This is a genomic window from Sinomonas sp. G460-2, from assembly GCF_047759905.1.
Classification (GTDB): domain Bacteria; phylum Actinomycetota; class Actinomycetes; order Actinomycetales; family Micrococcaceae; genus Sinomonas.
The window spans coordinates 1-5,291 of the sequence record NZ_JBKZWT010000254.1 but is presented as its reverse complement, the minus strand read 5'-3'; the positions used below and the strand labels follow the sequence as shown (position 1 = coordinate 5,291).

The window sequence follows — 5,291 nt, the reverse complement described above, 5'->3', positions numbered from 1 at the left end:
CGAAATCGTCGAATTCCTCGGCGCGAACCAGGCCGGCGTCTACCGCCCCGCCGCCCAGCAGCAGTCGGCGTGCTTTGCGGCGTTCAAGGTGCTGAGCCGGGACGCGGCGGAGCTCAAGGCGCTCCTCCAGAAGCTCACGGTCAAGGCGTCGATCCTCGGCGCGGGGCGCAAGGCGAGCGACGCGCTGCCCTCGAGCGAGCTGAGCGGTGTCGACGGCGCGCCGCCGGTCAACTCGGGGGTCATGGGCGAGGACATCCCCGCCGCGAACTTCACCCTGACGCTGGGCCTCGCCGGGAGCCTCTTCGACAACCCGGCGTTCGGGCTGGCCGCGAAGAAGCCGAAGGGCCTCACGGGCATGAAGGTCTTCCCGAAGGACCAGATCGAGGAGGAATGGACGGGCGGCGACCTCGTTCTCCAGCTGTGCGCCGACTCGACCGACGTGATCCACTACGCGCTCCGCGACATCATGAAGGCCACGCGCGGGCAGCTCCAGCTCCAATGGAAGATCAACGGCTTCCACAACCGCCCCCGGCCGGACGGCGCGCCCCGCAACCTGTTCGGCTACAAGGACGGGATCGTCAACCCCGCCCAGGACGAGAAGCTCGTCTGGCTCGGCAGGGACTCCGGCCAGCCCGCCTGGGCCGAGGGCGGCACGTTCATGGTGGTGCGGATCATCCGCATGCTCGTGGAGTTCTGGGACCGCGTGGGCCTCGGGGAGCAGGACAACATGATCGGCCGGCATCGCGCGAGCGGTGCGCCACTCGGGAAGGACAAGGAGACGGACACGCCGGACTACGCGTCCGACCCCAGAGGCGAAACGATCCCGCTGGGCGCCCACATACGACTCGCCAACCCGCGCACCCAGGAGACGGCCGGCTCGCGCATGCTGCGCCGCGGCTACAACTACGAGCTCGGCGTGGACCTCAACGGCAACATGCAGGCCGGCCTCATCTTCGCGAGCTTCCAGCAGAACATCCAGGACCAGTTCGAGGCCACGCAGACCCGTCTCGCGAACGAGCCCATGACGGACTACATCGAGCCGTTCGGCGGGGGCTACTTCTTCGTGGTCCCGGGCGTTCAGAAGGACGGCGGATTCCTGGGCGAGGGGCTCTTCGCCTGAGGCGTCCCTTCCTGCTCACTTTGGGAGTTGACGCTCCGCGCGCCACGACAAGGCTCGCGGTGAGTCGCGGCGCAGGGCCGCCCCCATGTGAGCACGAAGGGACCAACGCTTAGGCGCGCACGCGCTCGACGTACGCCGCGAGCCCGTCGAAGAGCCAGCGCGTTCCCTCCTCGCGGAGCGCCGGGTCCTCATGACCGTCGAGGAACACGCCATGCTCGGTGAGCGAGACCCGCGTGCCGCCCCCTTCGGGCTCGAGCTCGAGCGTCGCGAGGGAGACGGAGAGCTTCACGCCGCGATGGTGCATCTCGTACGTGTACACGATCCGCTCGTTCGGAACGATGTCGTAGAAGTGCGCGTAGAACTCGCTCCGGTCGCCGTCCGGAGTGGCGCCGATGTTGACCTCCGTGCCGCCGGGGCGGAAGTCGAGCGACGCCTCGATCTGGGTCCAGTCGGGGGGGCCGGCGAACCACTGCTTCTTCTCGTCGAAGTCGGCGAAGGCCCGGAACACGCGCGACGGCGGGGCCGCGATGACGCGCTCGACGGTGAACGTGGACTGGATCTGCTGGCTCATGATGACTCCTAGGGGTGGCTGGGCGGGTTGTGGCTGGGCGGGTTAGAGCGGGGCGGGGTTGGGGCTCGTGGACAGGAAGGCTCCGAGCCGGTCGAGCGCGTGTTCCTGCGGAAGCCGCCGCGCGGAAATCCACGCCTCCGCGCTCCGGAGCGCGCCGGGCGCGAGCGTGCACGTGCGGACGCGGCCGGATTTGAACGTCGTGATGAGACCGGCGCCCTCGAGCACGGCGAGGTGCTGGACGACGGCGGGGAGGCTCACCCCGAGCGGGGTGGCGAGGGCTGTCACCGAGGCGGGCCCTTGGCAGAGGCGCCTGATGATCGCCCTGCGTCGCGGGTCGGAGAGCGCGTGGAAGATCGCGTCCAAAGCGCCCTCTTCCGCGTTATCACTGTCCGATAACTTAAGCATGTGCTTAAGTATCCGCGCCACGCCCGAGGTGTCAAGTGGTTGCCGAGGTGCACCTAAAACGTCACCAAAGTCGGCGTCGGATTTAAACTGAGGGGAATACGTTCACGTCCATGACAAATATGTCAAAACCCAGCCGAAGATCTTTAACCCTTCAACGACCCCTTCGCAGCCTCTCGAAGCTCGTGAACGGCCGCAAGCCGCTCACGATCGTCGCCGCGAGCTGCACGCTCGCACTGCTTGGCGGCGGCATCGCTGCCGCATCGACGCTCCCGTTCGGCCAGCAGCAGGTTGGCGCTCAGTACGACAACGGCGAGCAGATTTCCTCGAACCAGACGATCAAGCCCATCGGCGACCGCGTCATGACGCCGTTCGGCAAGATCATGGGCTCGACCGTGAGCCCCGACGGTCGCTACCTTGTCGGGACCAGCACCGACCGCTCGGTCGACCTCCAGGTCTTCGATCTCACGACGTACAAGCCGGTCGCCGCGGCTGGCACCCTCGCCGCGACCTCGTTCGCGGCGGCGTCGAGCAATGCGGGCTTCATGAACATGGCCTACCAGCACGTGACCGACGGTTCGACCGGCCAGGAAGGCCCCGTCTTCTCCCCCGACGGCAAGTTCCTCTTCGAGCCGGTCGCCACCGGGATCGTCCGTTACCCGTTCAACGCGGACGGCTCGCTCGGCGCAGGCACGGCGATCACTATCCCGACCGCAGGCGGCAAGAAGGCGCTCACGGCCGGCATGACGTTCTCCCCCGACGGCTCCACGCTGTACGCCGCCGTGAACGGCCAGAACACCGTCGTGGCGATCGATCCGGCCGCGGGCACGCTCAAGCAGACCTTCAACGTTGGCATCGCCCCCCGCCAGCTGAGGTTCGTCGGCACCAAGCTGTACGTCTCCAACGAGGGCGGCCACCAGGCCGCCGCGGGCGAAGCGACCATGGGCTCCTACGGCACGCAGGTTCCCGCGGACACCTACCTCGGCACCTCGACGAGCGGCACGCTCAGCGTCATCGACACGGCGAACGCCTCCGCCGCCGTCGGCTCGATCGACGTCCAGCTGCACCCGACCGCGATGTACCTCGACGGCACCACCCTGTACGTCGCGAACACGAACAGCGACACCCTCTCGGTGGTTGACGCCAAGACCAACAAGGTCATGCAGACCATCGCGACCCAGCCGTGGGCGCCCTCGAAGATCGGCTACGCGCCGACAGCGATCACGATGCAGGGCGATCACCTGCTGGTCTCGCTGGGCCGCGCGAACGCGATCGCGGTCTACAAGGTCAACAAGCAGGACCCGCGGGACCCCGCAAGCTACATCGGCCTGCTGCCCACGGACTACTACCCCGAGAACGTCACCGCCGTGAACGGCCAGATCGTGGTCACCAACACCCGCGGCATCGACGCGCGCGGCCCCGAGCTGAGCTACAACAAGGGCCCGGGCACCACGATTGCGACCGGCCACGGCACGCACTCCACCACGGCCTCGCTCACCAAGTTCACGCTGCCGAGCGACGACCAGATCCAGGAGTACACCGAGACAGTCTTCAAGCAGAACGGCTGGGGTGACAACGCCGCCGCGGACAACCAGAACAGCCAGGGCGAGGCCACGGCCGTCCCCGCGCAGCTCGGAGACCCGTCGACGATCAAGCACGTGTTCCTGATCGTCAAGGAGAACCGCACGTACGATCAGGTCTACGGCGACATGAAGCAGGGCAATGGCGACGCCTCGCTCGCGCAGTTCGGGGCGAAGGTCACCCCGAACCAGCACGCGCTGGCCACCCAGTTCGGCCTGTACGACAACACCTATGACATCGGCACGAACTCGGCCGAGGGTCATAACTGGATGATGCAGGGCGACAACCCCGCGTACACGGAGACCAGCGCGGGCGAGTACACGCGCTCGTACGACACCGAAGAGGACGTCCTGGGCCACCAGCGCTCCGGCTTCCTCTGGACCGCGATCCAGTCGGCGGGCAACACCGCCCGCAACTACGGTGAGTTCGAGTACAAGGAGGGCAAGCCGGCGGGCGCGACTTGGCAGCAGTACTACTGCGCGGCCACGAGCACCATGGCCGGTGGCGATCCGAACCAGCTCTTCACCCCGGCGCTCCAGATGCACGCTGGCTCGGCCATCCCATCGCTCAACGCGATCGCTGACCCGAACGCGGCGCCGTTCGACACCTCGGTGCCGGACATCTACCGCTACGCGACCTGGAAGCAGGACTTCGAGAAGAACGGTCCGAAGAACTTCCAGATGATGTGGCTCTCGAGCGACCACACCGGTGGCACCGCCGATCCGGAGGCCCAGGTCGCCGACAACGACCTCGCCGTGGGCAAGATCGTCGACGAGATCTCGCACTCGCAGTACTGGAAGGACTCCGCGATCTTCATCGCCGAGGACGACGGCCAGGACGGCGCCGATCACGTCGACGGCCACCGCGCCCCCGTCCAGGTGATCAGCCCGTACGCCGTGCACGGCAAGACCGTGAGCACGTTCTACTCGCAGATCAACATGGTCCGGACCATCGAGCAGATCCTCGGTGCCCAGCCGCTGAACCAGAAGGTCGCCGCGGCCACACCGATGTTCGACGCGTTCACCAACACGCCCGACCTGACGGCGTACAACGCGGTTCCGAACCAGGTTCCGCTGACCGAGGGCGTCAAGACCGCCCCGGCCTGTGGCAACGACACGCTGGGCCAGACGGGCGCTGCCGCCGCGGTGAACGACGCCGCCGCCCAGGCCGTGGCCGTCCCGGCCTCGATGCAGGACATCGCCGAGCAGTGGGAAGACTGGTCGGAGCAGCAGCACCTGACGGGCAACGGCGCGAAGGAAGACTTCGCGAACCCGTACCTGTTCAACCGCTGGACCTGGTACCAGACCCACAACTGGGCGACCCCGTACCCGGGTGACTCCCAGATCTACGGCCCGAACGACGTGCCTGGCGTCCCCGCCGGCTCGACGAACCACGAAGACGGCTAACCAGCTGATCGGCGGGTGACCGCCGGTCCCTGATGGCCCGCAGGCGCCGGGCTCGGCAACCCGTCGAGCCCGGCGCCTGCTCCGTTAACGGACGCCGAAGCGCGACTGGACCCTCGGAGCGCGACTGGATTGGCGCCGTCGTCAGCCGTTGCAGTTCTTGTTCGGCAGGAGGCCGAGCGTCAGGTCCTGCGAGCACTTGGTGGGCGCGGGC

4 protein-coding genes are annotated in these 5,291 nt (G+C 67.5%); 2 read left to right on the top strand and 2 right to left on the bottom strand.

Annotation, left to right across the window (positions count from 1 at the left end; translation table 11 throughout):
* Positions 1-1,120 (top strand): Dyp-type peroxidase (locus ACLN58_RS17330; RefSeq protein ID WP_415856493.1); only part of this gene is annotated, 1,120 nt, incomplete at its 5' end.
* Positions 1,121-1,229: 109 nt separating this feature from the next.
* Here the strand turns inward: ACLN58_RS17330 and ACLN58_RS17325 are convergent.
* Both ACLN58_RS17325 and ACLN58_RS17320 read right to left on the bottom strand, forming a co-directional pair.
* On the bottom strand, positions 1,230-1,691 hold the full coding sequence (locus ACLN58_RS17325) for an SRPBCC family protein (protein ID WP_415856492.1): 462 nt from the start codon (positions 1,689-1,691) through the stop codon (positions 1,230-1,232).
* Positions 1,692-1,733: 42 nt separating this feature from the next.
* Complete coding sequence (locus ACLN58_RS17320) at positions 1,734-2,096, bottom strand: ArsR/SmtB family transcription factor (RefSeq protein ID WP_415856491.1); 363 nt, start codon at positions 2,094-2,096, stop codon at positions 1,734-1,736.
* Positions 2,097-2,278: 182 nt separating this feature from the next.
* Here ACLN58_RS17320 and ACLN58_RS17315 point away from each other — a divergent pair, with 182 nt between their 5' ends.
* Positions 2,279-5,080, top strand: a complete 2,802-nt coding sequence (locus tag ACLN58_RS17315; protein WP_415856490.1) for an alkaline phosphatase family protein — start codon at positions 2,279-2,281, stop codon at positions 5,078-5,080.
* Positions 5,081-5,291 lie beyond the last annotated feature (211 nt).